Consider the following 26,633-nt stretch of genomic DNA (forward strand, 5'->3'; position numbering starts at 1 on the left):
CCAGGAGCACCGCTGGGTAGCCAAGTACGGACGGGATAAGCGCTGAAAGCATCTAAGCGTGAAGCCCCCCTCAAGATGAGATTTCCCAATTAGTAAGACCCCTTGAAGACGACGAGGTTGATAGGTTCGGGGTGGAAGCACAGCAATGTGTGGAGCTGACGAATACTAATCGGTCGAGGGCTTATCCTAATAAATACGAAGTAGTAGTACTTCGAAAGCATAGGCTTTGAACTTAAGGAATTCAAACTTTCGCATCCAGTTTTCAAAGCGCAAGCTTTGAATATATTCCCTGATAGCTCAGTTGGTAGAGCACTCGACTGTTAATCGAGTTGTCACAGGTTCGAGTCCTGTTCGGGGAGCCATTTGCTCTCATAGCTCAGTAGGTAGAGTGCATCCATGGTAAGGATGAGGTCACCGGTTCGATCCCGGTTGAGAGCTCCAGAAGAATTTTGCAAGGCCCGTTGGTCAAGGGGTTAAGACACCTCCCTTTCACGGAGGTAACAGGGGTTCGAATCCCCTACGGGTCACCATATTTTTCTTATGTTGGTGGAAAAAAATTGCCTGTGGAGGCTTAGCTCAGCTGGGAGAGCATCTGCCTTACAAGCAGAGGGTCGGGGGTTCGATCCCCTCAGCCTCCACCATTACAGCTTTGGGGATTAGCCAAGCGGTAAGGCAACGGACTTTGACTCCGTCATTCCAAGGTTCGAATCCTTGATCCCCAGCCATTTTAATTAGAGCCATTAGCTCAGTTGGTAGAGCACCTGACTTTTAATCAGGGTGTCGAAGGTTCGAGTCCTTCATGGCTCACTTTCTTTACTAAGTTTCACCCATGCGCGTATGGCGGAATTGGCAGACGCACCAGACTTAGGATCTGGCGGGCGACCGTGGGGGTTCAAGTCCCTCTACGCGCACCATACTTAACGTCCAAACCTTCAGGAGATGTCCTGAAGGTTTTTTTGTGCTACATTGTAGCCATATAACTTATCTACAAAGGAGTTGTCCAAGATGAATGATACAATTACTTTACTACAACAGCATCGATCGATTCGCAAGTTTACGAAGGATCCGGTGACAGCCGAACAATTGGACGCCATTTTAGCAGCCGCACAGCAAGCCTCCACATCAAGCAATATGCAGGCTTATTCGGTTATTGGCATTACGGATAAAGCTCTACGCAGCGAGCTGGCCAAGCTGGCAGGCAACCAGGTTTATGTAGAAGAGAGCCCTGTTTTCCTGGTCTGGTGTGCGGATCTATACCGCTGGGAACAAGCAGCAGGTCGACATTATGAAGGAGAGATGCCAAGCACAACGGAAAATTTCATTATCGGTACCGTGGATGCATCTTTAGCGGCACAGAATGCGGCTGTCGCAGCGGAGTCTCTTGGGCTGGGCATCGTGTATATCGGCGGCATTCGTAATCAACCGCAACGCGTATCGGAGCTGCTGCAGCTGCCTCAGCATGTGTACCCGGTCTTTGGAATGTGTATAGGCGTTCCTGATCAAGCTCCGCTTGACCGGCCGCGCTTGCCCCGAAGCGCAGTTTATTTCGAGAATACTTATAAGCTCGACAACTTAAGTTCAGCTATTGATGCTTATGATGAGACGTTAAGTGCTTATATGAAAGCCAGATCGAATGGAAAGGCCGATACAACATGGTCACAGGCTATGGCGGGCAAAGCAGGGCCGGTACGCATTCATATGCGCTCCTTTTTACAGAAGCAAGGGTTTAAGCTCGAGTAAACTGGCTTGGCACTGAGGGACAGCGGAAGGGATATATGGACAAGTATCACATTTCTGTCATTGACATTGCATCTGAGAACGATTATCATTATACCTAGTTAATTGATAATTGTTATCACGGATGCGCTGCGTGCGCATAATAATTGAAACGATCTGCCTTACGGGCATCGGAAGGAGCGTGCAGGTCAAATGATTCGTCTTGCGACTTCGAATCTGGACATTGCTTATGATGATCGACTCATCGTTCAAAATTTAAATATTGCTATCCCTCAAGGTAAAATAACAGCCCTTGTCGGTTCTAATGGATCTGGTAAATCGACCATTCTGAAGACGATGGCTCGGTTGATGCATCCATCTAGTGGCAGTGTACTGCTGGACGGTAGATCGATTCATAAACAATCTACGAAAGAAGTGGCGAAACAGCTTGCGATTTTGCCGCAGAATCCGACAGCTCCGGACGGCTTGACGGTTGCCGAGCTTGTATCATATGGCCGTTTCCCTTATCAGAAGGGCTTTGGCTCGTTGACTAAAGAAGACCGCCGTATAATTCAATGGGCGATTGAAGCGACTGGCATGGGTGAATTCTCCGACCGTCCCGTAGATCAATTGTCAGGTGGTCAACGTCAGCGTGCATGGATTGCAATGGCACTTGCGCAAGAGACGGATATTTTGTTCCTTGATGAACCAACAACGTTCCTGGATATGGCCCATCAGCTTGAAGTTCTACATTTGCTTCAGAAGCTTAATGAGCTGAACAATCGTACGGTCGTAATGGTCGTACATGATTTGAATCATGCTTCCCGTTACGCACATCATATGGTTGCGATTAAGAAGGGTACTGTGGTAGGGGAAGGAACGCCTGCTGAAGTAATGACACCGGATATTTTGCGTGAGGTATTTAATATCGAGGCCGACATCGTTCCTGATCCGCGTACAGGAGTACCGCTATGCTTGCCTTATGCACTGGCTGGTGAATCGGCTGCTGATAAAGTGTTGGTTAACTCGCAGCCTGAACGTATATTAACCGCTGCAGGAGCATAAAAACATCGTAAAGCCGTGCTTGAAAAAGCGCGGCTTTTCCTTTTTAAATCACATCTTAAAAAAACTTTTATAAAGTAGTTGCATTTTGTTTTCGAAGGTGATATATTATTACTTGTCGCCGCGATGATAAACGAAGCGGACGATGTTGAAGAAAGCAGCATGCGGAAGTGGCTCAGCGGTAGAGCATCGCCTTGCCAAGGCGAGGGTCGCGGGTTCGATTCCCGTCTTCCGCTCCATAATGTGCGGCCTTAGCTCAGCTGGATAGAGCGTTTGACTACGAATCAAAAGGTCAGGAGTTCGAATCTCTTAGGCCGCGCCATTCTTCATCAAAATACTTATTGTCGGGATGTAGCTCAGCTTGGTAGAGCACCTGGTTTGGGACCAGGGGGTCGCATGTTCAAATCGTGTCATCCCGACCAGTTTAATACGCGGGTGTAGTTCAATGGTAGAACTTTAGCCTTCCAAGCTAATAGCGTGGGTTCGATTCCCATCACCCGCTCCAGAACTCAAACAATCTCCTTCTTCGGAAGGAGTTTTTATATTTTAAATCCTTATATTGGCAGTCCCCGCGGGGGCTGCCTTTCCTGCGTTGTTTAAAGAAAGTGGGCGCTTCGGGCTTCAACCGAGCGTCATTTTGTAGTATGATGATAGGAAGTTGAAAATGCGTTAAAGTACAGGAGGATCAGTATGTCGGACCAAGTAACATCGACTATATCGGCACAACACCGGCCGCAGGCTAACAATTTGCTGCGCAGAGACGTCCGTTTCCTAGGCAACATACTTGGGGAAGTGCTCGTCCATCAAGGCGGCCGCGAACTGCTGGATATCGTCGAGCAAATTCGTGAGACAAGTAAAGCGTTACGCGCAGAATTTGTGCCTGAGCTTTTTGAACAGTTTAAGACGACAATTGCATCATTAAGTCCCGAAATTCGCCATCAGGTGATCCGTGCATTTGCGATCTATTTCCAATTGGTCAACATTGCAGAGCAGAATCATCGTATTCGCCGCAAACGTGATTACGAGCGTTCCGCAGGGGAAAGTGTACAACGAGGTTCCATTGAGAGCGCCATTTCCGATTTGAAAGAGCGCAATATCGATATTGAAGGTGTTCAAGAAATCTTGAGCAACATTTCACTCGAGCTCGTGATGACTGCGCATCCAACGGAAGCGACGCGTCGTGCCGTGCTTGATATTCATCAGCGGATTGCTGAAGATGTAATGGAGCTTGATAATCCGACTCTGACTTACCGTGAGCGCGAGATCCTTCGGGACAAGCTGCTGAATGAAGTGCTTATTCTGTGGCAAACCGATGAGCTTCGTGACCGTAAGCCAACTGTTATTGATGAAGTGCGCAACGGGTTGTATTATTTCGACGAAACCTTGTTTGAAGTACTTCCTAACGTATATGAAGAATTGGAACGCAATCTTACTAAATATTATCCGGGCGAGTCCTGGCATGTACCAAGCTACCTGCGTTTTGGCTCATGGATCGGCGGAGACCGCGACGGGAACCCTTCCGTAACGGCGAAGGTAACATGGGAGACGCTGACGCTGAACCGCCAGCTTGCTATTAAGAAATATGAAGAAAAATTACATGAGCTTGTCAGCATTCTGAGCTTTAGCACGAACCTGGTACAAGTATCGGAAGAGCTGATTAACTCCATTAAGAAAGACCGTGAGCATGTTGAGCTCAAGTGCATCGACCTGTGGCGCAATGCGAAAGAGCCATATCGCATCAAGCTGGGCTTTATGCTTGAGAAGCTGGCGAATACGCGTGACGAGTCGCTCAAAGGCTCGCCAATGCGTTATAACAGCGCTAGTGAACTGCTTGAAGATCTGCACATTATTGACCGCAGCTTGCGTGGACATTTTGCTGATTATGTAGCGGATACGCATATTGGCAAGCTGGTACGCCAAGTTGAGCTGTTTGGCTTCCATATGCTCGCGCTTGATATCCGTCAACACAGCCAAGAGCATGAGAATGCGATGGCTGAAGTTTTGGCGAAGATGAACGTTGTTCCAAACTACGGTTCTCTTTCGGAAGAAGAGAAAATTGAATTGCTCGGCAAATTGCTGGAGGATCCTCGTCCGCTTACTTCGTCGCACCTTGATTACTCGGCGTCGACACGTGAATGTCTGGACGTTTATCACACCGTATACAAAGCTCAGCAGGAGTTTGGACCGGATTGTATTTCGACTTATCTGATTAGTATGACGCAAGGCGCAAGCGACATGCTGGAGGTTATGGTATTCGCAAAAGAGGTTGGCCTGTTCCGTAAGGAAGCAGACGGCAGCGTTCGTTGTACGCTGCAATCGGTACCTCTCTTCGAGACCATTGATGACCTTCATGCTGCCCCTGGCATTATGAAGCTGCTCTTCGAACTGCCGATCTATCGTCAAGCTGTTGCAGCAAGAGGCGACCTGCATGAAATCATGCTTGGTTACTCCGATAGCAACAAAGACGGCGGCGCGGTAACAGCGAACTGGGAGCTGCGCGTAGCACTTAATGATATTACTGCAACTGCCAGCGAATACGGCGTAAAGCTGAAGTTCTTCCATGGACGCGGCGGCGCACTTGGCCGTGGCGGCATGCCGCTTAACCGCAGTATTCTGGCACAACCGCCACATACTGTTGGCGGCGGCATCAAGATTACGGAACAAGGCGAAGTATTGTCTTCGCGTTATTCGATGCAAGGCATCGCATACCGCAGCCTTGAGCAAGCAACATGGGCGCTTATTACAGCGGCACGTCTTGCGAAATATCCGCAAGCACAAGATGATGCCGTGCTGAAAGAGTGGGAAGAGATTTCTCGTTCCATTTCCGAGACTGCATTGAACAAGTATCAGGATCTGATCTTCCGTGATCCGGACTTCCTGACTTACTTCAAAGAGTCTACTCCGCTTCCGGAGGTTGGCGAACTGAACATCGGTTCCCGTCCATCGAAACGGAAGAACAGCGACCGCTTTGAAGATCTGCGTGCGATTCCTTGGGTATTCGCTTGGACGCAAAGCCGTTACTTACTGCCAGCATGGTATGCGGCAGGTACAGCGCTTAAGCAATACGCGGGTGATGATGAACAGCGTCTGGCAACCTTGAAGACGATGTACGAGAAATTCCCGTTCTTCCGCTCGCTGATCGACAACCTGCAAATGGCTTTGGCTAAAGCAGATTTGACGATTGCGAAGGAATATGCGGATATGATCTCCGACAGCACGATTCGTGACCGTATCTTCACACAAATCGAGAACGAGTATAAGCTGACTTCGGATATGATTCTGAGCATTACAGGACAAGATGAGATTCTGGACAACGTACCAGTAATTCAGGAATCGATTCGTCTGCGTAATCCGTACGTTGATCCGCTCAGCTACATGCAAGTTCAACTACTGACAGAGCTGAGAGAACTGCGTGCGAAGGATGAAGATGATCCTGAGCTGCTCCGCGAAGTTCTTCTTACTATTAACGGAATTGCTGCGGGTCTGAGAAACACGGGCTAACAGCAAGTCCATATAACCGGGCAATTCGGCTTTCTCTAAGCCGGATTGCCCGGTTTTTTTGTTTGGATAGAAGACTATTATTTATCCTCCTTTAAAATCCGCTTAAGTTTGATTTAAGGTACAACCCTCATCATAGTAATCAAGCAAGCGACATCAATTGCAAATGCGATTGTAATGACAAAGGAGCGATTACAATGAATAACAACGAATTTGAAAATAACCACGTTAACTTCAATGATACAGATAAGACAGAATCTGCCGCGGAACATAAGCCTTACACTTATACTTATGGTCCTAACCGATCGGCAAACAGCCTTCGTGAGGCTTACGAGAATCAATTGCAGCTGATGGAAGGTACGGACGGCTCTTATGGAGGATCCGGCCGTGGCGGCAGGAAACAAGGAAAGAAATCGCAGGCAAAAGCAATGGTAGCCGCTTTCCTCGTTGGCGCGGTGGTAATCAGCGGCTTCATGTATGCGTCGGACCGGACGAACCTTTTTACCGGTAATGAGCAGGCTTCGGCAGCCACAACCCTGGCTAGTAATACGGCACAGCAAGATGCAGGTGTCAAAACCGCTTCGGCAAGCGTAGATGCTTCTATCGCGGATGTCTATAAAGCAGCCTCCCCTGCTGTCGTGAAGATTGAGAACTACACGGAGCCGGTTCAAAGCGGCGGAAGAGGTTTTGGAGGAAGAGGCGGCTGGCAGGGATTTGGTGAAGTACCGCAGGCTCAAAGCGAGAGCGGCCAATCTGATTCGACAGACAGCTCTCAGCTGCAACTGAGTGGAACGGGGACAGGGTTCTTTTTCGAATCATCCGGCTATATTCTAACCAATGACCATGTTGTTGCAGGCGCGGCTCAGGTGAAGGTTCAAGTGGAAGGCTACGATGAGTCATTTGTTGCAGAGGTTGTAGGAGAGAATGCGGATCAGGATTTGGCTGTACTGAAAATTACCGGAACAGAGGCATTCCCAACCTTGGCGATTGGAGACTCGGACCAGACGGCTATCGGCGATTGGGTGATTGCGATTGGCAACCCGTACGGATTTGATCATACTATGACGGTTGGTGTGCTCAGCGCGAAGGAACGTCCGATTACAATTAGTGAAGAAGATGGCAGCGAGCATCAATATGAACATCTGCTGCAGACCGACGCTTCGATTAATCCGGGCAACTCCGGCGGACCGCTCTTGAATGCGAAAGGCGAAGTGATCGGGATTAATACAGCTGTAAATGCGGAGGCACAAGGTATCGGTTTCGCTATTCCGACAAGCACGATTCAGGAAACATTAAAGCAATTGCTGGGCCGCAGCGTATAATGCACTTATTTTAATTATAGAAGGTTAGGGAGCGAAGAAGCCTATGTGCTTCTTCGCTTTGCTTTTGTGGCGGAAGTACCGATATAATAGACCAGATGTGAATGGGGGATTTTTTGTACGATGAAAACTTCATCTGGCTATTGGACAGCGGTTATAATGGTTATTATCGCTGCGGCATGCTACGGCATTATGTCGCCGGTACTAAAGTTATCTTATAATAACGGTTATACCTTTCAGCAAATTACGGTCCATCAGGTAGGAATGGGCGCAGCGCTGCTGTGGATTCTTATTCTGATCAGGCCACGCTCATGGAGCAGGCTGACTTTCAGCTTCAGACATTGGACGGCGTTAGCGTTAATCGGTATTTGCGGCCTGAGTATGACGACGGTCTTCTATAATCAAACGTTAGAGAAGCTGCATGCTTCTTTCTCAATTGTCTTGCTTTTTCAGTTCATGTGGATTACGATTTTGCTAGAAAGTTTGTGGAACCGGAAGTGGCCAACAAGATGGCAATGGATCGCCATAGCCATGGCCATGGCAGGAACGGTACTGGCTGCTGGACTGTTCCAGAATAAGCTGGCAGACATCGATTGGGCCGGTGTAGGGTTTGGACTTGCTTCGGCGGTAACCTACAGCCTATTTCTGTTTCTGACGGGCAGAGCAGCGCCTGATTATGATCCCGTCTTTAAGTCGGCTATTATGATGTCTTTTGGATTTCTTGTTATTGCGGTCTTATATGGCTATAAAGCATTTGATGGCGGTCCGGATCAAGAGTGGGGACTCATTGGTTGGGGATTTGTTTTGGGCCTGCTCGGGCAGGTTCTGCCGTCTGTCTTATTTAATGCCGGTATTCCGCGGGTCGGAAGCGGGCTGGCTTCCATGCTTGGAGCGATGGAGCTGCCCTTCGCGGTTGTCAGTGCCTGGCTTATTCTTGGGGAGCCGATATCCGTTAGCGGTATAGCGGGTATCGTGCTCATTCTGGGCGGCATTGTGCTTGCTGAGTACGGTGCGCGCCATGGGCGGATCATGCTTACGAAGTAAGAATTATCACAAAAAGCACGTGATAATTCTTTAGGATCATGCTTACGAAGTAAGAATTATCACAAAAAGCACGTGATAATTCTTTGTAGGAGGACAAAAAGTGAATGTATTGGAAGCCCGTCTCGCCCGGTTAGCGTTGAAAGGCGACCAGCGGGCATTTGCTGAGCTTGTAGGACTGTATCAGGACAAGCTGTTCCATATGGCCTACCGAATGTTATATAACCGCCAGGAGGCGGAAGACGTCGTTCAGGAAACCTTTCTGCGCGTCTATAAAAATCTGGAGCGATACGATGAGTCGCTTAAATTCTCCACGTGGATTTACCGGATCGCGACGAATCTTTGCATCGACCGGCTGAGAAAGCGGAAGCCGTCCTATTCGCTGGACGCCGAGTCCACGGATCATGAAGGGCTGGACGGCTACTCGATGATTCCAAGCGATGACCGTACGCCGGAGTCGGAGCTTCTGCTGTCGGAAACCCAGCGCATTATTCATGATTCGATTGATTCACTGCCTCCGAAATACAAGACCATAATGATGCTTCGCTATATTCAGGAGATGTCTCTGCAGGAGATTAGCGATGTACTTGATATGCCGGTGACGACGATCAAGACGCGTGTTCACCGCGGCAGGGAGTTTTTGCGGAAAAAGCTGGAGCATAAGCTGTAGGATAAGCGTAAACGGCTGCACCGTTCTTTGGTCTATGCTTAAGAGGTAAGCATACGTTTTTGTCGGCGAACAATTAGCCTTGTATAGGGAAGGCCTATACTTTTGTTATAGCTCAAAAAAAGTGAAACATCTGATGCGAGCTGTACGTACTCTATAAATGTGAAGAGCTTATGCGCGAGCAAACGAAAGAAAGGACTGGCTGCTATGAACTGCAACGTCGCGGTTGTATGGATGCATGATTATTTAGACGGCGATCTGCCGCGTGAAGATGCGCGAGAATTACAAACTCATTTGCACTCATGTCCCGCTTGCCTAGCCCGCTTTGAACAGCTGGAGAAGACAGAAGCGATAATGCTGGGTACAATTGAGCACAGCGTTTCTGTTCCGGATTATGATAAATCAGCGTTGACTGACCGTATTATGGCTCAACTGCCGAAACCGGCAATAACAAAAGAACGTCGCGGCTTGCTGCGGTACATTTACAAGTATCCGGGCCTTACTGCTGCCGCATTGTTTGTCCTTGTTATGCTCGGCAGTTTCGCTACAACATGGGATCAGGATTCGAAGCTGGTTGTATCCGGTGAAGATCTGCAGCAGGTTGTCATTAATGGAAACACGGTTACGGTTCCCGAAGGCGCTCATGTAAAGGGCAATTTGGTTGTTGAAAATGGAACGGCTGATGTGAAGGGTGAAGTAGATGGCAACGTTACAGTCATCGACGGCAGCCTGAATCTTGCATCAACCGGTTACATCACGGGACAAAGCCGAACCATCGATCAGGCGCTTGACTGGTTCTGGTACAAAGTGACGGAAACGTTCAGCGGATTGGCTAATTAGGACGAAACTGCCTCTCTTGCAGAGAGGCAGTTATTTTTTTTCTGAAAAAAAGGGTTTCCAATAGCATTTCTAGAAAATAATAAAGTTGAATCCAAACAAGCGTAAACGGCTGCGCCTGAAAGAATTGCTGCAAAAAGCATGTAGTAGGAGCACCATACGTTTCGAGGGTGAAATATAAGCACAGTATAGAGAAATCATATACCTTCTTATATTTTAAAGATGAGTGTCGTCGGCAATTTGGGGGTTGATCTATGAATTACTTCAATGATTTAACTTGGAATGGCTGGATTAAAGACATCATTGATGTCGGCATTGTTAGTTATATCATCTATAAACTGATTTTGCTCGTTAGGGGCACCAGAGCTGTCCAGCTATTAAAAGGGATACTGGTTCTGGTCGGAACCTGGGCGATCAGCACCTGGTTTAATCTGTATACGCTGAAATGGCTGATGAACCAGATGTTTACGTTTGGCGTCGTGTCCGTACTTATTATTTTTCAACCGGAGCTTCGGCGTGCGCTCGAGCAGTTAGGGCGCGGAAAGCTGTTTGCTCGTACATCATCGCTGGAGCGGGATATCGTTGCCGAACAGATCGAAAGTGTCATGAAGGCTGTTCAGCATATGGCTCAGCGAAGCGTTGGGGCATTGATCGTCTTTGAACGCAATACGGGAGTTAGCGAGCTGATTGAATCCGGGATTCAGATGGAATCGCGGATTACATCGGAGCTGCTCATTAATATTTTCACACCTAATACTCCGCTCCATGACGGGGCGGTTATTATCCGGGGCAATCATATTATGGCCGCCGGCTGTTATTTGCCGCTCTCGGAAAACCCGTTTATCAGCAAGGAGCTGGGTACCCGCCATCGTGCCGCTATCGGGGTGAGCGAGGTTAGTGACGCTGTAGCGGTGATCGTATCGGAGGAGACCGGACAAGTCTCTCTGGCGATTAACGGAATGATTGTACGCGATATTAAGGAAGAATCGCTTATTTCCAAGCTGTTCGAGGAGCTGACGCCAAAGCAGACGAACAGCAAGGAGCGGGCAACCGTTTCTTCGTTCCCGTTCTCCTTCTGGAAGCGGAAAGGAGGCCGCGATGGATAAGTGGTTAAGTCATCCGACGATGCTCAAAATTCTCTCTGTCGCGATCGCTTTGCTTTTGTGGGCGGTGGTCCATTTCGATCCGGAATCGACGCCGGCCACCGTTACTTCGAATTTGGATACCAAGGTCATTGAAGCTGCGTCTGTAATCCCGACAGGTCTGGATGAAACGAAATATGCACTCGTAAATGTTGAACCAACCGTCGTCCGGCTTGTTGTAGAAGGGCGCCGTGCCAGTCTCTTGACCTTGAAGGATGAAGATTATGTCGTGCATCTGGATTTAAGCCATGTAACGGCTGGCGAGCATGTCGTGCCGCTGACGTATGATTTGCCAAAAGGCATCAGTTTGATTGAAATGTCTCCGCGATCGGCTACTGTCGATATTGTAGAGATCGAGACGAAGACGTTTGATCTTGGGGTCGCAACGGATGGGACTCCTGCGAATGGTTATATAGCGGGAACACCAACGGTGAAATCAGGCACAACTGTGAACATAACGCTGCCGAAGGACGAGATGGCTCTTGTCGGGGCGGTACGCACAACCATTGATATTGAGGGCGCCGAGAAGACCGTCGTCAATAAGAAATCGCAAATCGTTGTGTATGATACGGAAGGCGAAGCGATGGAGCATGCAATCATCCGTCCTTCTACCGTAGAAGTGGAAGTGCCCGTTACTCCGCCGCTGAAGACGATGCCGCTGCAGATTGGGTTCACGGGAAGTCTGCCAGATGGTCTGAGTATTAGCTCAGTGAAGGCGGATATTGATAAAGTAGCCGTTTACGGCGACCAGAAGCTGCTGGATTCAATGGAAACATACACCGGCGGCGTTACGATTGACCTATCCAAGATTAAGGAATCCGGCACGGTAAAAGCAAAGGTCAATGCGGTTGGCGATGTGAAGATGGTCGAGCCGTCAGAAATAGACATAGAGGTCACAGTGGTTACTTCTCAGACATTAACGCTTGACCGGAGTGTAATCCTGAAGGACCTGCCGGAAGGGCTGGCAGCGGCTTTCAAAGATCCGGAAGACGGACACATCTCTATAGCGGTCCGTGGTGCGCCTAATATGCTTGCAGCTCTCCAGAACGATGATGTGCGTCTGGTAGCGGATCTGAGCGAGGCCAAGATTGGACGGGCAACCTTTACGCTTCTTGTAAAGCTGCCGCGATTTATTGATCTGGCCGATAGGTCTCAGAAATTCACTGTAACGCTCGACATCACGGACAAAAATGCAACCAGCGGGAACAACGCGGATGAAGGCAGCGGAAGCGAGGATGTTCCTGCTGGAGGCCAACCGGAAGGCTCTCCTAGTCATTCGCCGCCGCCTTCTACGGATCCGGGCTCGAATACCGATGCCGGCAATGGTGCTGATTCAGGCACAAATACCGGTTCCAATAACGGCTCGAATCCGGATCCGTCAACAGGAGCAGACGGCGATGCCGAACCGGATACCAGCCAATAACAGGCTGTACTTGGAAGCGGGAAAAGAGGTAATGAAAAGTAGTTCAAAAGCTGCCTCAGATCGAGTAGGATTAGGAATAGATCATACACAGCAGCAGATTTAACGACAAAAGGGGCATGAGATAATATGGGGAAATATTTTGGTACGGATGGAGTGCGCGGAGTTGCTAATCTTGAGCTGACTCCGGAGCTTGCTTATAAAATCGGCCGCTGCGGCGGTTATGTCTTAACAGGCCAGGCGGATAAGCCTAAGGTTGTTATCGGCCTGGATACACGGATCTCGGGTCCGATGCTGGAGGCGGCGCTTATTGCCGGGCTTCTGTCGATAGGCGCAAGCGTGATTCGTCTTGGCGTTGTGTCGACACCGGCAGTAGCCTACATTACGCGTGAACTTAAAGCGGATGCGGGCGTTATGATCTCGGCTTCGCATAATCCAGTTCAAGATAACGGCATTAAGTTCTTTGGCGGTGACGGCTTCAAGCTGTCCGATGAGACAGAGCTTGAGATCGAACGTCTGATTGATGCGGCAGCAGATGAGCTTCCTCGTCCAATCGGCGGCGATATCGGTTCCGTACTGAATGACGATGACGCGAAATACCGTTATTTGGAATACCTGAAAACAACCATAAAAGGCGATTTCGGCGGCCTGAAAATCGTCCTCGACTGCGCGCACGGCTCGGCTTACGAGCTGGCGCCTAAAGTGTTCCGCGAACTTGGCGCGGAGATTATTACGGTTGGCGCTGAGCCTGACGGCCGCAACATAAATGCGGGCGTTGGTTCGACGCATCCAGAATATTTGCGCGAGCAGGTATTGACGCATGGCGCGGATCTGGGCCTTTCGTTCGACGGCGATGCTGACCGTCTGATCGCGATTGACGACAAAGGCGAGGAAGTTGACGGCGACTATATCCTGTGCATCTGCGGCGATGCAATGAAGCGGGCTGGCAAGCTGAAAAACGACACGGTAGTTACTACCGTTATGGCGAACATCGGCTTCTTCAAAGCGACGCAGCGCATTGGCCTGAACACGGCTCAAACTGCCGTAGGCGACCGCTACGTGATGGAAGAAATGCGTCGCGGCGGCTTTAACCTCGGCGGCGAGCAGTCCGGTCATGTTATTTTCCTCGACTACAATACAACCGGTGACGGTATCTTAACCGCCTTGCAGCTGGTGGACACACTTGTGGCGTCGGGCCGTAAGCTGAGCGAGCTGAAAAACCTGATGAGCAAGTATCCGCAGGTGCTGGTCAACGTTCGCGTAGAAGACAAGAGCCTGTACGCAGGAAATGCTGCAATCGCGAGCGCCGTTGAGCAAGTGGAGCAGGAACTTGGCGATAACGGCCGCGTGCTTGTTCGCCCATCCGGCACGGAATCTTTGATCCGCGTTATGGCGGAAGGCCCGGAAAAAGATCAAATTGAAGACTATGTGGCTCGAATCGTTCATGTGGTGAAAGAGCAATTAGGCTAAACGTTAGCGGCCTTAAGCCTTAAGCAGGAACCGATGCCGACAAACGTAAAAGTCTCCACGATTCCGTGGAGACTTTTACATTTACGGCTAGGCCAATGAATATATAGGTAATGTAAGGGAATTCATTTGCTTTGAAAATCGGGACAAATGTAAGGCCGGGCTTGGGCAATTCGGACGAGAAGGCGTATATTCCTAGGAGAAAATACGGGCGTTGTTCGTCCTGCGCCTAAAGTTCAGGTTGCGAAACCGGTCGAAAGTGAATATGATAGAAAGTATGATTCCAGCAGGAAAGCGAGGATAGAGGTTAGATTAACGTTTCATAAGCGCCAGAGCTTGCGTGATGATTCGCCTTATGGAGTAAGAGGCATAAGGGATCATACGGGAAGCTGACGAGGTGAAGGTGTTCGAATTATTCGGCGGGGACCTTCCGGTTATTGCAAAGCCAACCGAAAGCCGATACGCAAAAGGATTGGGCGACCGATCTCACAAACGTTCGGCAGGCTGCACTTATTATAAGTTATATTTCGAGGTTTTAAAAAAACATGCTCCCGTATGTCTATGGTGCCGCCTGAGAGGTCGGCACGGGCAGTAGGGGAAATAACGCCTGTGCCGCATATAGGCTGGCAGCCGAGTCATAGTTGGGAGACAACTATTATTATCGGAGGTCTTTATATATGTGTGGTATTGTAGGATATATTGGTAAACGTGATTCTCAGGATATTTTGATCGAAGGGTTGAAGAAGCTGGAATACCGGGGTTATGACTCCGCCGGTATTGCGGTATTCACAACGAACGGTCTGGAAATCAAGAAATCTAAAGGCCGTCTGGCTGTGCTGGAGGATAAACTGCGTGATGAGCCGCTGCAAGGTTCGGTGGGTATCGGTCATACACGTTGGGCAACTCATGGCAAGCCATCGGACGTAAACTCGCATCCTCATACAGATAACTCGGCGAAGTTCTCGGTCGTGCATAACGGCATTGTCGAAAACTACCTGGATCTGAAAGATGAGCTGACTGCGAAAGGCCATCGTTTTGTGTCGGAGACTGACACGGAGGTTATCTCGCATCTGGTTGCTGACGAATACGACGGCAACATTGTCGAAGCGGTACAACGCGCTGTAAAACGTATGCGCGGCGCATTTGCGCTGGGCGTATTGACGGAATTTGAACCAGAGCGTCTGGTTGCGGTTCGTTTTGCAAGCCCGCTTGTTATCGGTGTTGGCGAAGGCGAGAACTTTATCGGTTCGGATATTCCGGCGATTTTGGAGCATACTCGAAATGTATACATCTTGAACGACGGCGAAATGGCTGTATTGACACGTAATGGTGTCGAACTGATGACGACAGAGGGCGAATTTATTTCCAAGGAAATATACCATGTCGATTGGGATCTTGTGACAGCAGAGAAAGCCGGATTTGATCATTTTATGCTGAAAGAGATTTACGAGCAGCCAAAGGCTTACCGCGACACCATGCTGGGCCGCATTGCGGAAGATGGCAAGTCCGTAAACCTGCAAGAGCTGAAGATGACGGAAGACTATGTGAAGACGATCCGCAAAGTGCATATCGTCGCTTGCGGTACGGCATACCATGCAGGTATGGTTGGTAAAACGGTCATTGAATCGCTCGCGCGCATCCCGGTTGAGACGGATGTAGCGTCCGAATACCGTTACCGTTCGCCAATCATTACGCCGGATACACTCGTAATCGTTGTAAGCCAATCGGGCGAAACAGCGGATACGCTGGCAGCCCTTCGTGAAGCAAAACGCAACGGTGCGCGCGTTCTGGCGATCACTAACGTTGTAGGCAGCTCGGTTGCCCGTGAAGCGGATGACGTACTCGTCACTTTGGCGGGTCCTGAGATCGCGGTAGCATCGACGAAAGCTTACACTTCGCAGCTGATCGTATTCTACCTGTTTGGTCTGCACCTGGCCGGCATTTTGGGTACGAAAGACGAAGCGACGGTTGCCGGCATCATCGCCGCTATGAACGAGCTTCCCGAGCAAGTAGAGAGCATTCTTGAGAACGCACCTGTGCTGAAGCAAGTAGCCGAGTCGATCTCCCATCATAAGAGCCTGTTCTTCATCGGCCGCGGCGTGGACTATGCAGTCGCACAAGAAGGCTCGCTGAAGCTGAAAGAAATCTCTTACATTCACTCCGAGGCTTATGCAGCTGGTGAGTTGAAGCATGGTACGCTGGCGCTGATCGAAGACGGCATTCCGGTTATCGCATTGGTAACCCAAGAAGAGCTGTATGAGAAAACGCTGAGCAACATTAAGGAAGTAAAAGCGCGCGGCGCTCATGTATTGGGTCTTGCGAATGCAGGCAGCGAAGTTGAGGTTGGCAAATCGGTTGACGAATTGTTCGCTATCCCGAAAACATTGCCGCTTCTTACACCGGCTCTGTCCGTTGTACCGCTGCAGCTGATCTCCTACTACGCATCGCTGGCACTTGGCCATGATGTAGATAAACCGCGTAACCTCGCGAAGAGCGTGACTGTGGAGTAGGAAGTTTTTGTTATCTGAAAAGTATTGTCAGTAGAAAATAAAGATTTAGACTGAAAAATAAAGTGTTAGACTCGGAAATAAAGTGTATTAGACTAAATACCACGACCCAAAATCGGCCTAAGAACGCTCCAACGTTCTTAGGCCGATGCTGTTTAAGCGGCATGCTTCCACACCGTTACTTTACGCGCTGTCCATCTAGCACAGCCTGAAGACGATCCAGGTTCTGCTCGTTGGAGTCTGGGCAATATGATTTTACTTGCTCGAATATTTTCTTGTCTTTGAACTGTTGACGGAATATCACACGAGTCCGATCAGCGTTATCGGTAAATGTCGCCGTCAACCGGAACTCAGGAGCGCCTTGATGTTCTAGTACGATACGTTTCCCCGACTCGATCTCAATAAACTTGTTCTCGTTCGGATAAACCTTGCCGTCCGGTCCGTGAAAGGTAAAGCGCCAGAAGCCGCCTTCTCGGAAGTCGAATTCGCGGAACGTGCTCGTGAAGCCGTTAGGCCCCCACCACTGCGCCAGAAGCTCCGGTTGCGCCCATGCCCGGTAAACCTCTTCCCTTGGGGAGTCGTACAAACGCGTATGGACAAACTCCAATTCACCGGGAGCCAGATCGGCATTGTCCTCCCCCGCAACGGATTCTCCAATCTGAGCAAGCGAATTGCCCAGCAGCTCTAGCAGCTCCCTCGACCCGTGTTCCCGATTCTCCACCGCATCGAGCCCATCGAAGAAGGTACCTTGCTCCGTGAAGGTCAGCTTCGTGCCGCCATCCGCGTCTGCAAGCTCAATCGTAGTAATGGACACCGAGAATCGCAAGCCGTTAAAGTCCATCACGTACGTATAAACAATCCGCTCGAGCGGAACGATCTCCTGATAAGTAGCGTCGAACGTGAACAATCCGCCGTCCGGTGCTTCGCCGCTGCTGAATTCCCGTCCGCCTACCCGGAATTCGAACACTTCCGGCTTCGTGAACCAACGTGCTTTGGCTTCGGCGTCAGCCATTGCTTCGTACACCTGCTTCCTGGATGCCGGATACGTTTTTTCAATTACGAATGTTCCATGGTTTACAAATTTTTCTTTCATGATCTTAATCCTCCTTGTTTTCTTCTTTTTTATGGTTTGTTTTCTCATCCCCGCCCGCTAAGAACATCCCCAGCAGGCCAAAACGTTGCTCCCAACTTTGTTGACGATTCAGGATCGGCTTCTCGTAGTCGTTCTTCATCGCTTGTAGCAGCGTGGTGAAATCATCTACCGACACCTGCTCCTTTCCTTTCATCAACTTAGACACGTGCCTTAGTTGATCCAGCAGCTTCTGCTGCCGCCGTATTTGCTCTTGCACTCGCTCGATCTGCATGCCGACGACCTCGAGCGGGTCAATTCCGCGGCCCGTCAGCGCCGCCTTCACTTCGTCGAGTGACAGGCCCAATTCCTTCAGCGATACAATTCGATAGAGTCGCGATAAATCCTCGTCGCCGTAGAGCCGGTGTCCCGATTCCGTGGCAGCCGACGGCGAGAGCAGCCCAATCTGGTCATAGAAGCGTAACGTGCGCACCGTTAGCCCCGTCAGCTTGGCCAGATCCCCAACCTTCAAATATCGTTTCATTGATCATCTCCGTTCTATGTCGCTGGCTCGAATGCTGGTAGCCTCATTATAAAACCTTACGTTACGTAAGGTGCAAGCGATTTGTTCACATTTTTTTGAAAAATAAAAAGAACCTTGCAGAAGTAAACAACATTCAAAAGTTCCGCAAACAGATAAGAACGTTTCAATGACAACGGCAGTCTATGACTCGGGTGACTCTATAAAATATCAATTTGTTAGGTTTACGAAATCAAGATAACATAATATGCTTAAGAAGATTCCTATTTTATACATACAAGTGGCGAAATGGTTATTATCATTGCTATTGTCATTTTGTTAGTTGAATGTGAAGGCGGTAACGAACATGCGGGAATACGATTACGAATATGCGGACTTTATCTACTACAGGCCAGGGGAGCTGGACAAGGCGTGCGGGCTGTGGCCGGTCCGGGCGGGAAGATGCCTGGCCAAGCCTCATTACAAGGTTGGACCCAAACGGATCGAGTGCTACAGCATTCATTTCGTGCGGGAGGGCGGGCTGCGCCTGGAATATGAGGGGAGGCAGGTCGAGCTTGCGAGGGGAGACCTCTTCGTCCTGTTCCCTGATCGGACGTATCATTACGACATGCTTCCGGCAGAACGCCCGCTTGAGATGCGCTGGCTGGCCATTGACGGTGAGAGGGTAAGGCCGCTGCTTCTGCTGGCAGGGCTTACGGAGGAAGAGCCATTCCGCAGAGGCGCCGTATCTTCGCGGGCTGAAGCAGCCGCGGACCAAGCTATCGATGCGCTGGAGCGGGTTCAGCGCTGGCGGCCGGCGGAGGCACTGGAGCTGCAAGGGCATCTGTGCGGGCTGCTTGCGGCCTTGATGCCGAATGAACCAACGCAGGATCCTGAGCTTGCGAGCTGGATTCATAAATGCGCGGAGTATATGGAGCTGCATGCGTCCGAAGGGATTACCGTCCAGCAGGCCGCTGACTTTGCGGGCGTACACCGTTCTTATTTCACTCAAGTGTTCACCGTGGAGATGGGGATGCCCCCGATGAAATATATGCAGAAGGTTCGGATGGAGAAGGCGAGGCGCCTCTTAATCGAGACCGCTGCATCGGTAACGGAGATCGGGCTGTCGCTTGGTTATCCGAATCTGTATACCTTCACCCGTGCCTTCAAAGTCTACTTTAAAGAATCTCCTCTGGCTTTAAGAAAGGCAAAGGCTTAGCCTGTTCAGGCACACTTTTCATGTAAGCGATTGCATTTTATCTCCGCAAAGGAGTTGACCGAAATGAAGCTGTCCACAATGAGGCGGTGGGTATCGCCCAGCTTGAGTATTCAAGGCAAAATTTTTCTGGCGTTCAGTCTCGTCGCGCTTCTCTCCATCGTTTCTATTTCCGTCATTGTCTACTTTAATATGCGGGAGACGATCAAGTCCAATGCGGTGACCTCGGTGTCGGACAGTATCCGTCAAGCCGACGAGTCCCTGAACATTATGCTTGAGGAGATCGATCGGCTTAATACGGTTGTCGTTACGAACAAAAACACCGTCATCGACACGCTCCTAAGCTCTTCGGAGGAAATAAGCTTCGAGTGGTTCCAGGAGCAGAAGCGAATAGAGGAATTTCTGTCATCCCTGGTTGCAAACAAGCCTTATATTGCGAGGATTGCCGTTGTTGGTTTAAACGGAAAGGTGTTTTTCACCGGAGGGCCGTGGCTGGATAAAAGCATTCTAGAAACTCCGATGATGGATTTCATGCTGCGCAACGGCTCCCGCCATGCTTATCTGAAGCAGACGGGCGTCACGGAGACAATTACGGTAGGCCGCGAAATTCGGTACGATCGCCAGACGATAGGCATAGTCATGGTCGATCTGAATTACGACTTTATCCGCAAGACATACGGCGTGAGGCCAACCGCCGACAGCATGCTGTATGTGCTTGATCAGCAGGACGAATTTGTGTACCGATCGGACCACACGCCAAGTTTTGCGCCTTCCGAGCAGCGAATCGTCGACATGAATCGGAAATTTGCGAAGCTTGGTAAGGTTGAAGGCGATGTGGAGGAGAAGGTCGTTGGCGGCAGGTCCTATATCGTGGTCAGCCGGCAATCGGATCATACGGGCTGGACGACGCTGGCGCTAATTCCTACGGATTCACTGCTCATCGAATCGGCCCGTTTGCTGAAGTTGATCATAGAAGCTTCGGCGATCGTCCTGCTAGTTGTCCTCATTGGCTCGCTGCAGGTGTCGTCGCGCATCACGATTAATATCCGGCGTCTGAAGTCCATGATGATGCTGGTGAAGGACGGCAATTTGACGTTCCCGAAGAAGGAGATAAGAACGAAGGACGAGGTGGGACAGCTGTACCACGTGTTTATTGGCATGGTGGAAGAGCTGAAGCGGTCATTCGAAGGGATACACATCAGTGAACAGGAGAAGCGGGAGGCCGAGCTGACCGCGCTCCAGGCGCAAATACGCCCTCATTTTCTATACAATTCGCTTAATACGATTAAATATTTGGCTAAGCTCAACGGAACACCGAACATAGAAGAGGTATCCGGCTCATTAATCAATTTGATGAGGGGCGTGCTGGGCAATTCCAACGAATATTTGACGGTGAGGGAGGAGCTGGATTACGTGCGCAGCTATATCTCTATCGTCAAATACAAATACATGGAGCCTATCCTTGTTCACGAAGAGATTGAAGATACGTCGTTATTAGATAGCCGTGTGCTGAAGCTTACGCTGCAGCCGATTGTGGAGAACGCCGTTCTGCACGGAATCGGTTCGAGGGACCAAGGCGGCTTCGTCACGATTCGGGTATACGAGGACAACCGCGATCTGATGATCGAGGTGACGGACAACGGCAAAGGAATGACGCCGGAGCAGATGGAGCAATTGCTGGGCGGGCCGGGTACAAAGCCAACCTCTTCCCGGTTCAGCGGAATGGGCGTGCGCAACGTGCATGAGAGAATCGTCCGTTCGTTTGAAGCCCCATACGGCATCAGGCTGTATAGTGAGCCCGGCTTGTATACGAAAGTCGAAATTCGTTTTCCCAATCTGCGGGCCCAGATAGGCGCCGGACAAGAGGTGAGCTAATGATGTATCGCGTGTTATTGGTAGACGACGAGCCGCTCGTTCGCAACGATCTGCGGTCTTTATTGGATTTTCGCAAAAATGGCTTCGAGATCTGCGGTGAGGCCCAAAGCGCGGAAACGGCATTGGCCATGATTGGGGAACAGCGTCCCGACGTGGCTATCCTCGATGTCAACATGCCGGGAATGAACGGCGTGGATTTGAACCGGATGATCAAGCAGCGGTATCCCACCGTCCAGACGATTATGCTCAGCAGCTATGACGATTACGACTACGTCCGGGACTGCCTGAAGAACGGCGCGGTAGATTATTTGCTGAAGCACCGGCTGGACAAGGAGACTTTGCTGGCGATGCTTGAAAAAGCAGTCCAGGCTGGCAAATCTTCCGAAGCCGCAGGTAATGCAGACGAATCGTCCCTCTTCCGTTCCGAGTTGGTCCGAAGCCAAATCGCTGACCTCGCAAGAGGCAAGGCAGAAGCCGCAAGGGAGCTGGAAGGTAGCATAAGGCGATACGGCATGTACTTGCAGGCAGATTTGTATGCGGCAGCGGTCCTGCAGATCGTTCCTTTCCTGCTGCTGACGGAATCGAATACCGATGTGCAGACGAACCGGCTGGTTCAGCAGGTTGTTGAGCTTATGCAGCAGAGCTTGGGAGACGCACGCGAGCGCACGGCAGCTTACGTGGAGGACGGGCGAATCGTCGTCGTGTTTGCCATACGGGAGCGAAGCGAGCACGCAGCCGCAACGGAAGCGGCCAGGAGCATGAGCAAGCTTGGCCACGCGCTAGAGATGTACTTGAATATAAAATCGATCTATGCGGTTGGGCATGTATGCAACAGCCTGTCGCAGCTTGGAGCAAGCTACGCCTCCGCGGAGCGGGCGCTCGACCCAAATTCACAGGCCGCTCATCCGAATCCAGAGCGCGGAAAAGGCATGCGCGAGAGCCGCGTTGCGCTTACGATTGAAGAGCAGAAGCAGCTGCTGCTTGCCATCGAGAGGCTGGACGGGCAAGGCGCGCAGCATCTGATCACTTCGGTATTCGAACCGCTTCGCGGACTTCCTTTGCATTCGCACGCGGTGCAGATGACGGTCAGCGAGCTGCTTCATATCGCAGATAAGGCGTTAAAAAAAGGGAACCGTTCCCCGCTTGGGACAACGAAGGATGCGGACCGCCTGCCATCGCGCGGCGAGCTTAACCGCCTTGGAAGCGTTGGCGAGCTGGAGAAGTGGCTTCAGTCATTCTATGTCGTCTTGCTGGTCCTGCTTAAGGAGCATCACGCGACCGGCAGCTATTCCCGTCATGTATCGCAGGCCATCGGTTTTATTCTGGAGCGGTATTCCGGCATCGTGACGCTTGAGCTAGCCGCGGGCTTCATCGGCTTAAATGCGTCATACCTGAGCCGGATCTTCAAGGAGGAGACGCAGTCGACGTTCTCCGAATACGTGAACCGGGTACGGGTCGACGCGGCGCGCAGGCTGCTGGAAAGCGGCCAATATACCATCAAGCAGGTCAGCGACCAGGTGGGCTTTTCCACGCACAACTATTTCTTCAAGGTGTTCAAGGAAGTGACGGGCATGACGCCGCAGGCGTATTGGAACAGTCTCGGAGATGGAAAGGCAGCGGCAAAAGATTCCGTAAAATATGTGGAGTAAATAGTCATATAAGTGTAACTCGGCGATACCGGCTGTATCTTATAATCGAGTAACACCGGCAGGAAACGCTTACAATTACCGGTGAATTGAAAGTCTGGAGGGTATATATACATGCGAAAAACATGGGGGAGATATGCTTTCGCCACAATGCTTGTTACCGGATTAATCGTATCCGGCTGCAGCAACGGGGGCAACGGCAACAGCAATAGCAATGAAAAAGGCGGCAATACGGGGGGCGCCAATTCATCAAGTACGGCCGACAATGCCGTAAAAACGGAAGGGTTTCCGATCGTCGATTCGCCAATCAAGCTGAAGATGTTTACCCGCGTCGCGCCCGTAAACGGTCCGTTCAAGGACATGCCCGTCTTCCAGGATTACGAGAAGATGAGCAACATCAAGGTCGATTTTATCGAAGCGCCAACCGATGGCTTTGCGGAGAAGAAAAACCTCTTGTTCGCATCCAATGAGCTTCCCGATGCGTTGTACCGTTCGGGTCTGACACAGCTGGAGACGGTTCGCTACGGATCTTCGGGACAACTGATCCCGCTGGAGAATCTGATTGATCAATACGCGCCGAACCTGAAAAGCCTCATGGAGCAATATCCGGAGATCCGCGCGGGCATCACGACGCCTGAGGGACATATTTATGCGATCCCGGGCATTGTTACGCTAGGCTCCGCGCGGACCGACAAGAGATGGATCAACAAGGCATGGCTGGATAAGCTGGGCCTGAAGGTGCCTGAGACGACCGACGACTTGTATGAAGTGCTGAAAGCTTTCCGCGACGGCGATCCAAACAGCAACGGGAAAGCGGACGAACTTCCGATGACCGCGCGAATCGGCATGCCAATCGTCTATCAAATGGCGGGAGCATTTGGACTTGATTCCCAGCTCGGCTACAACATTAATGTAGAAGGCGACAAGGTACATATCTGGAGCGGCGATGAGCAGTACAAAGAGCTGCTCGTGTATTTGAACAAACTCTACAAGGAAAAGCTGATCGACCCGGAGATTTTCTCCCACACCGAAGCGCAATATCTTGCCAAGCAGGGAACAGGCAATACGGGCTACTTCTTCGATCAGACGAACAATAACTTCCTGACCATTCAGGATCAGTATGTAGGCATTGCCCCGCAGGCAGGTCCTAACGGCGACCGCCTGCATAGCCAGATCGCTCCGGTGCCGCGCGACTACGGAGCATTTGCCATCACGTCCGTCAACAAATATCCGGAAGCAACCATGCGCTGGATCGACTACTTCTACAGCGATGAAGGCTCAACTCTGCTGCGTTTTGGCCGGGAAGGCGAGCACTATGATCTGAAGGACGGCATCCCGTACTACAAAGAGGAGCTCCTGTCCGTAGCGGGCGAACAAGCGAAAATTACGCCATACGCCGGCGGCGGCGCGCCTCATATTATCAGCGATAAGGTAGCTTCGTTCATCAACCCGCCTCAAGTACAAGAGGCTTACGAGCAGCTCGAGCCGTATTTGCCGAAAATCCGCTATGCGCCTCCGTTATTTGACGAAGAGACTGCTCAGAAGGTTAACGTGCTGCGCAATGACATCGACAAATATTTCGAAGAACAAAGCACGAAGTTCATCGTTGGGGCGCTCAGCTTCGACAAGTGGGACGAATTCCAGTCCACGCTGAAGAAAATGAACATTGCCGATCTTGAGAAGCTTTACCAGGATGCCTATGACAAAATGGCCAAATAAATGGGATAGCAAGAAGAGAGGGAGGGGCTGCTCATGGACAGCATGATAGAGAATGCGGGGGCAACCCCCGTTCCCGGCCGCAAGAGGCGGAGCGACGGACTGCTGCGAAAAATGGCGAAGCGGTATGATTTGTATCTCATGCTGCTGCCGCCGCTCGCTTTCTATTTAATCTTCCATTACGGGCCGCTGTACGGCCTTCAGATCGCTTTCAAAAACTTCAATCCTGCCAAAGGCATTATCGGCAGCCCATGGGAAGGCTTCGGCCATTTCGAACGGTTTTTTAACTCGTATTACTTCTGGCGGCTGCTGTGGAATACCGTATCCATCAACTTGTTCTCGCTCCTGATTGCATTTCCTGTTCCGATCCTGCTGGCGCTGCTCGTGAACGAAATCAAGAGCCGGGCTTACAGCAAATGGCTGCAAAATATTACGTACATTCCGCATTTTATCTCAGTCGTTGTTATCGTCGGCATCCTGAATGTATTTCTGTCGCCGAAGACGGGACCCATCAATCAACTGATTGAGGCGTTTGGCGGCACGCCGATTAATTTCCTGCAGGAAGCGGCCTGGTTCAAACCGATCTTTATCGGCTCGAACATCTGGCAGAGCATGGGATGGCAATCCATTATCTATATCGCTGCGCTCAGCGGGGTTAATCCCCAGCTGTACGAAGCGGCCAAGATGGACGGCGCTTCGCGGCTCCGCCGCATCTGGCACGTTTCGCTGCCTGGCATTATGCCGGTCATTGTCATCTTGCTCATTCTCGATATCGGTCACTTCATGAACATCGGCTTCGAGAAAATTTTGCTCATGCAGAACAACCTGAATCTGGAATCCAGCGACGTCATCTCCACGTTCGTCTATACGACGGGAATCTTGAAGGGCGAGTACAGCTACACGGCAGCCATCGGCCTGTTCAACTCGGTGATCAATCTCATGCTGCTGCTGCTCGTAAACCGTTTTGCCCGCAAGACGTCGGAGACGAGCCTATGGTAAGGAGGTAATCGCTTATGGAAAAGAGCATAAGTCCGTCGAATGAACGTTTGTTCGACGCAATTGTATATGTCATAGCCGCCATTATTATGGTCATTGTGTTGTATCCGCTGCTGTTTATTGTCAGCGCGTCGTTCAGCGACCCGGCCAAAGTACTAAACGGTGATGTGTGGCTGCTGCCGCAAGGTCTCAATGTCGAGGCTTACGCCAACATTTTGCAGAACGACAAGATCTGGACCGGCTACGGGAACTCGATTATGTATACCGTCATCGGAACCGTCATCAACATTATCATGACGATCCTCGCGGCGTATCCGCTGTCGAGACCCGACCTGCCCTTGCGCAATGGGATCATGGTTATGATTACGATGACAATGTTTTTCAGCGGAGGGCTTATTCCGAGTTATTTGCTGGTCAAAGACCTTGGCATGGTCGACACCATGTGGGCGCTGATCGTGCCGGGCGCTATCGCGACGTACAATCTTATCGTTATGCGTACGTATTTTCAAAATAGTATCCCTTGGGAGCTGCAGGAGGCGGCACATATGGACGGCTGCTCCAACTGGAGACTGCTCGTTAGCATCATCCTGCCGCTCTCAAAACCGATTTTGGCCGTTATGGTGCTGTTCTACGCGGTTGGCCACTGGAACTCGTTCTTCAATGCGCTTATTTATATCCGCGACGAAGGCAAATATCCGCTTCAGCTTGTACTCCGCGAAATATTGCTGATCAGTCAATCCGCCCAAACGGACGGGGGAAGCGTTGGTTTGGAGAAACAAATCCTGCTGTCCGAAAGCATTAAATTCGCGGTTATCATCGTGTCCAGCCTGCCCGTGCTGATCATGTATCCCCTTGTGCAGCGGCATTTCGTCAAAGGCGTCATGATTGGTTCCGTTAAAGGATAAGACGACTATACCTA

19 protein-coding genes, 11 tRNA genes and 1 rRNA gene are annotated in these 26,633 nt (G+C 50.6%); 29 read left to right on the plus strand and 2 right to left on the minus strand.

Features of this window, described 5'->3' with window-relative positions; translation table 11 throughout:
- The 23 genes from BM200_RS07740 to glmS form a co-directional block, all read left to right on the plus strand.
- A 23S ribosomal RNA gene (locus BM200_RS07740) occupies nucleotides 1-189 on the plus strand; the annotation flags it as partial.
- Nucleotides 190-286: 97 nt separating this feature from the next.
- A tRNA-Asn gene (locus BM200_RS07745) sits at nucleotides 287-362 on the plus strand.
- A 3-nt stretch (nucleotides 363-365) separates the two neighbouring features.
- Nucleotides 366-441 (plus strand) — tRNA-Thr (locus BM200_RS07750).
- Nucleotides 442-455: 14 nt separating this feature from the next.
- A tRNA-Glu gene (locus tag BM200_RS07755) sits at nucleotides 456-530 on the plus strand.
- 35 nt (nucleotides 531-565) lie between these two features.
- A tRNA-Val gene (locus BM200_RS07760) sits at nucleotides 566-641 on the plus strand.
- A 9-nt stretch (nucleotides 642-650) separates the two neighbouring features.
- Nucleotides 651-725 (plus strand) — tRNA-Gln (locus tag BM200_RS07765).
- A gap of 9 nt (nucleotides 726-734) precedes the next feature.
- Nucleotides 735-807, plus strand: a tRNA-Lys gene (locus BM200_RS07770).
- 24 nt (nucleotides 808-831) lie between these two features.
- Nucleotides 832-914, plus strand: a tRNA-Leu gene (locus BM200_RS07775).
- Between the two features lie 91 nt (nucleotides 915-1,005).
- On the plus strand, nucleotides 1,006-1,740 hold the full coding sequence (gene nfsA, locus BM200_RS07780) for an oxygen-insensitive NADPH nitroreductase (RefSeq protein ID WP_091183623.1): 735 nt from the start codon (nucleotides 1,006-1,008) through the stop codon (nucleotides 1,738-1,740).
- A 189-nt stretch (nucleotides 1,741-1,929) separates the two neighbouring features.
- Nucleotides 1,930-2,781, plus strand: a complete 852-nt coding sequence (locus tag BM200_RS07785; protein ID WP_091183625.1) for an ABC transporter ATP-binding protein — start codon at nucleotides 1,930-1,932, stop codon at nucleotides 2,779-2,781.
- Nucleotides 2,782-2,942: 161 nt separating this feature from the next.
- Nucleotides 2,943-3,017: transfer RNA gene (locus tag BM200_RS07790), tRNA-Gly, on the plus strand.
- A 6-nt stretch (nucleotides 3,018-3,023) separates the two neighbouring features.
- A tRNA-Arg gene (locus BM200_RS07795) sits at nucleotides 3,024-3,100 on the plus strand.
- Nucleotides 3,101-3,123: 23 nt separating this feature from the next.
- Nucleotides 3,124-3,200 (plus strand) — tRNA-Pro (locus BM200_RS07800).
- A gap of 9 nt (nucleotides 3,201-3,209) precedes the next feature.
- Nucleotides 3,210-3,283: transfer RNA gene (locus BM200_RS07805), tRNA-Gly, on the plus strand.
- Between the two features lie 185 nt (nucleotides 3,284-3,468).
- Nucleotides 3,469-6,279: a phosphoenolpyruvate carboxylase gene (gene ppc / locus BM200_RS07810; protein ID WP_091183628.1), complete on the plus strand. Its 2,811-nt coding sequence runs from the start codon at nucleotides 3,469-3,471 to the stop codon at nucleotides 6,277-6,279.
- Nucleotides 6,280-6,473: 194 nt separating this feature from the next.
- Nucleotides 6,474-7,598: a S1C family serine protease gene (locus BM200_RS07815; RefSeq protein ID WP_091183630.1), complete on the plus strand. Its 1,125-nt coding sequence runs from the start codon at nucleotides 6,474-6,476 to the stop codon at nucleotides 7,596-7,598.
- Between the two features lie 120 nt (nucleotides 7,599-7,718).
- Nucleotides 7,719-8,639 carry an EamA family transporter gene (locus BM200_RS07820; protein WP_091183633.1) on the plus strand — a complete coding sequence of 307 codons (921 nt, stop codon included), beginning with the start codon at nucleotides 7,719-7,721 and terminating at the stop codon, nucleotides 8,637-8,639.
- A 100-nt stretch (nucleotides 8,640-8,739) separates the two neighbouring features.
- Nucleotides 8,740-9,306, plus strand: coding sequence for an RNA polymerase sigma factor SigW (gene sigW, locus BM200_RS07825; RefSeq protein WP_091183636.1), 567 nt, complete (start codon nucleotides 8,740-8,742; stop codon nucleotides 9,304-9,306).
- 204 nt (nucleotides 9,307-9,510) lie between these two features.
- Nucleotides 9,511-10,143, plus strand: a complete 633-nt coding sequence (locus BM200_RS07830) for a zf-HC2 domain-containing protein (protein ID WP_091183639.1) — start codon at nucleotides 9,511-9,513, stop codon at nucleotides 10,141-10,143.
- A 251-nt stretch (nucleotides 10,144-10,394) separates the two neighbouring features.
- On the plus strand, nucleotides 10,395-11,246 hold the full coding sequence (cdaA, locus tag BM200_RS07835) for a diadenylate cyclase CdaA (RefSeq protein WP_091183641.1): 852 nt from the start codon (nucleotides 10,395-10,397) through the stop codon (nucleotides 11,244-11,246).
- A complete protein-coding gene (locus BM200_RS07840; RefSeq protein ID WP_091183643.1) occupies nucleotides 11,239-12,705 on the plus strand; it encodes a CdaR family protein in 1,467 nt (488 codons plus the stop codon). Before cdaA ends, BM200_RS07840 begins: the two co-directional genes overlap by 8 nt.
- Before the next feature lie 126 nt (nucleotides 12,706-12,831).
- Nucleotides 12,832-14,172, plus strand: coding sequence for a phosphoglucosamine mutase (glmM, locus tag BM200_RS07845; RefSeq protein WP_091183646.1), 1,341 nt, complete (start codon nucleotides 12,832-12,834; stop codon nucleotides 14,170-14,172).
- Nucleotides 14,173-14,846: 674 nt separating this feature from the next.
- Nucleotides 14,847-16,679 (plus strand): glutamine--fructose-6-phosphate transaminase (isomerizing), encoded by a 1,833-nt coding sequence (gene glmS, locus BM200_RS07850; RefSeq protein ID WP_091183648.1) that lies wholly within the window; start codon nucleotides 14,847-14,849, stop codon nucleotides 16,677-16,679.
- A 175-nt stretch (nucleotides 16,680-16,854) separates the two neighbouring features.
- Here glmS and BM200_RS30735 read toward each other — a convergent pair whose 3' ends face one another.
- Both BM200_RS30735 and BM200_RS07860 read right to left on the minus strand, forming a co-directional pair.
- Nucleotides 16,855-17,769, minus strand: a complete 915-nt coding sequence (locus BM200_RS30735; protein ID WP_091183650.1) for an SRPBCC family protein — start codon at nucleotides 17,767-17,769, stop codon at nucleotides 16,855-16,857.
- Between the two features lie 4 nt (nucleotides 17,770-17,773).
- Complete coding sequence (locus tag BM200_RS07860) at nucleotides 17,774-18,289, minus strand: MerR family transcriptional regulator (RefSeq protein WP_091183652.1); 516 nt, start codon at nucleotides 18,287-18,289, stop codon at nucleotides 17,774-17,776.
- A gap of 343 nt (nucleotides 18,290-18,632) precedes the next feature.
- On the opposite strand from BM200_RS07860, the gene BM200_RS07865 reads away from it, so the two are divergent.
- The 6 genes from BM200_RS07865 (at nucleotide 18,633) to BM200_RS07890 (ending at nucleotide 26,619) form a co-directional block, all read left to right on the plus strand.
- A complete protein-coding gene (locus tag BM200_RS07865) occupies nucleotides 18,633-19,484 on the plus strand; it encodes a helix-turn-helix transcriptional regulator (protein ID WP_091183655.1) in 852 nt (283 codons plus the stop codon).
- A 63-nt stretch (nucleotides 19,485-19,547) separates the two neighbouring features.
- Entirely contained in the window at nucleotides 19,548-21,356 is a 1,809-nt protein-coding gene (locus BM200_RS07870) for a cache domain-containing sensor histidine kinase (RefSeq protein WP_091183658.1), read from the plus strand.
- Entirely contained in the window at nucleotides 21,356-23,005 is a 1,650-nt protein-coding gene (locus BM200_RS07875; protein ID WP_245772945.1) for a response regulator, read from the plus strand. The genes BM200_RS07870 and BM200_RS07875 overlap by 1 nt, the downstream gene beginning before the upstream one ends.
- Before the next feature lie 111 nt (nucleotides 23,006-23,116).
- Nucleotides 23,117-24,721 carry an extracellular solute-binding protein gene (locus tag BM200_RS07880; protein ID WP_091183660.1) on the plus strand — a complete coding sequence of 535 codons (1,605 nt, stop codon included), beginning with the start codon at nucleotides 23,117-23,119 and terminating at the stop codon, nucleotides 24,719-24,721.
- A 33-nt stretch (nucleotides 24,722-24,754) separates the two neighbouring features.
- Nucleotides 24,755-25,717 carry an ABC transporter permease gene (locus BM200_RS07885; RefSeq protein WP_091183663.1) on the plus strand — a complete coding sequence of 321 codons (963 nt, stop codon included), beginning with the start codon at nucleotides 24,755-24,757 and terminating at the stop codon, nucleotides 25,715-25,717.
- A gap of 14 nt (nucleotides 25,718-25,731) precedes the next feature.
- On the plus strand, nucleotides 25,732-26,619 hold the full coding sequence (locus BM200_RS07890) for a carbohydrate ABC transporter permease (RefSeq protein ID WP_091183665.1): 888 nt from the start codon (nucleotides 25,732-25,734) through the stop codon (nucleotides 26,617-26,619).
- The last annotated feature ends 14 nt before the right edge of the window (nucleotides 26,620-26,633 follow it).

Source organism: Paenibacillus catalpae (assembly GCF_900112695.1).
GTDB lineage: Bacteria > Bacillota > Bacilli > Paenibacillales > Paenibacillaceae > Pristimantibacillus > Pristimantibacillus catalpae.

Bases quoted from the DNA above. Each gene is read 5' to 3' on its own strand.
- BM200_RS07820 (WP_091183633.1), top strand. From the start codon at position 7,719: ATGAAAACTTCATCTGGCTATTGGACAGCGGTTATAATGGTTATTATC.
- BM200_RS07830 (WP_091183639.1), top strand. From the start codon at position 9,511: ATGAACTGCAACGTCGCGGTTGTATGGATGCATGATTATTTAGACGGC.
- ppc (WP_091183628.1), top strand. From the start codon at position 3,469: ATGTCGGACCAAGTAACATCGACTATATCGGCACAACACCGGCCGCAG.
- BM200_RS07885 (WP_091183663.1), top strand. From the start codon at position 24,755: ATGGACAGCATGATAGAGAATGCGGGGGCAACCCCCGTTCCCGGCCGC.
- BM200_RS07890 (WP_091183665.1), top strand. From the start codon at position 25,732: ATGGAAAAGAGCATAAGTCCGTCGAATGAACGTTTGTTCGACGCAATT.
- BM200_RS07815 (WP_091183630.1), top strand. From the start codon at position 6,474: ATGAATAACAACGAATTTGAAAATAACCACGTTAACTTCAATGATACA.
- glmM (WP_091183646.1), top strand. From the start codon at position 12,832: ATGGGGAAATATTTTGGTACGGATGGAGTGCGCGGAGTTGCTAATCTT.
- BM200_RS07865 (WP_091183655.1), top strand. From the start codon at position 18,633: ATGCGGGAATACGATTACGAATATGCGGACTTTATCTACTACAGGCCA.
- glmS (WP_091183648.1), top strand. From the start codon at position 14,847: ATGTGTGGTATTGTAGGATATATTGGTAAACGTGATTCTCAGGATATT.
- BM200_RS07875 (WP_245772945.1), top strand. From the start codon at position 21,356: ATGATGTATCGCGTGTTATTGGTAGACGACGAGCCGCTCGTTCGCAAC.
- nfsA (WP_091183623.1), top strand. From the start codon at position 1,006: ATGAATGATACAATTACTTTACTACAACAGCATCGATCGATTCGCAAG.
- BM200_RS07785 (WP_091183625.1), top strand. From the start codon at position 1,930: ATGATTCGTCTTGCGACTTCGAATCTGGACATTGCTTATGATGATCGA.
- BM200_RS30735 (WP_091183650.1), bottom strand. From the start codon at position 17,769: ATGAAAGAAAAATTTGTAAACCATGGAACATTCGTAATTGAAAAAACG.
- cdaA (WP_091183641.1), top strand. From the start codon at position 10,395: ATGAATTACTTCAATGATTTAACTTGGAATGGCTGGATTAAAGACATC.
- BM200_RS07870 (WP_091183658.1), top strand. From the start codon at position 19,548: ATGAAGCTGTCCACAATGAGGCGGTGGGTATCGCCCAGCTTGAGTATT.
- BM200_RS07840 (WP_091183643.1), top strand. From the start codon at position 11,239: ATGGATAAGTGGTTAAGTCATCCGACGATGCTCAAAATTCTCTCTGTC.
- BM200_RS07860 (WP_091183652.1), bottom strand. From the start codon at position 18,289: ATGAAACGATATTTGAAGGTTGGGGATCTGGCCAAGCTGACGGGGCTA.
- BM200_RS07880 (WP_091183660.1), top strand. From the start codon at position 23,117: ATGCGAAAAACATGGGGGAGATATGCTTTCGCCACAATGCTTGTTACC.